Consider the following 536-nt stretch of genomic DNA (forward strand, 5'->3'; position numbering starts at 1 on the left):
ACCAGCTCGACGCCATCGGCATCACCAACCAGCGCGAGACGACGATCGTGTGGGACAAAGACTCCGGGAAGCCGGTCCACAACGCTCTCGTGTGGCAGGACCGCCGGACGACCGACCGGGTCGAGGAGCTTCAGGAAGCGGACAGAGTCGAGGACATCCGCGAGAAGACCGGCCTCGAGGCCGACGCGTACTTCTCCGCGACCAAGACCGAGTGGATTCTCGACAACGCCGAGCCGCTCAAGATGCAGAGCTCGCGCGGCGGCGACCTCCGCGACCGCGCCCGCGAGGGCGAACTCGTGATGGGGACGATCGACGCGTGGCTCATCTACAACCTCACGGGCAACCATATCACGGACGTCACCAACGCCTCCCGGACGATGCTGTACAACATCCGGGAGATGGAGTGGGACGACGAGCTCTTAGCGGAGTTCGACGTACCGAAGGAGATGGTGCCCGAGGTGCGCCCCTCCTCCGACGAGGACTACTACGGCCACACCGACCCCGACGGCTTCCTCGGCGAGGAGGTCCCGGTCGCC

Annotated in this window: 1 protein-coding gene; it reads left to right on the top strand. The window is 65.9% G+C overall.

Annotation, left to right across the window (positions count from 1 at the left end):
• Positions 1–536, top strand: a 536-nt coding sequence (locus EXE44_RS17925; protein ID WP_241991893.1) for an FGGY family carbohydrate kinase, incomplete at both ends; no start/stop codon positions are given.

This window comes from Halorubrum sp. SS7 (genome assembly GCF_005435055.1).
GTDB classification, from domain to species: domain Archaea; phylum Halobacteriota; class Halobacteria; order Halobacteriales; family Haloferacaceae; genus Halorubrum; species Halorubrum salinarum.